Source organism: Idiomarina sp. Sol25, from assembly GCF_033052775.1.
Lineage (GTDB): Bacteria > Pseudomonadota > Gammaproteobacteria > Enterobacterales > Alteromonadaceae > Idiomarina.
Genome location: NZ_JAUPEW010000230.1, coordinates 1 through 240, shown reverse-complemented (window position 1 = coordinate 240; position 240 = coordinate 1). Strand labels below are relative to the sequence as shown.

At 67.1% G+C, this 240-nt stretch carries 1 protein-coding gene; it reads left to right on the top strand.

Annotated elements, in window-relative coordinates; genetic code table 11:
- Nucleotides 1-12: 12 nt before the first annotated feature.
- Nucleotides 13-165: a hypothetical protein gene (locus Q5L94_RS14315; RefSeq protein WP_411161957.1), complete on the top strand. Its 153-nt coding sequence runs from the start codon at nucleotides 13-15 to the stop codon at nucleotides 163-165.
- Nucleotides 166-240 lie beyond the last annotated feature (75 nt).

Sequence of the window (240 nt, the reverse complement as noted above, 5' to 3'; positions counted from 1 at the left end):
CTCGGCCAGACGATGGCGGCGCAGGACCTCTGCACGGGCGTGCGGCAGTATCGCAAGACGCACCACGTGCAGACCGGGGTCGGCCACTACGGCGTGTTCAGTGGGCGCCGCTGGACCAAAGAGATCTACCCGTTCGTCCGCGACACGATCGCCATGGCGAGCTAGCGCAATGGCGAGCTAGCGGCAGCTCCCTAGCCAGCCTAGTGGTCGTGATCGAAGCGCGCCTTGCACTTCGGGCGC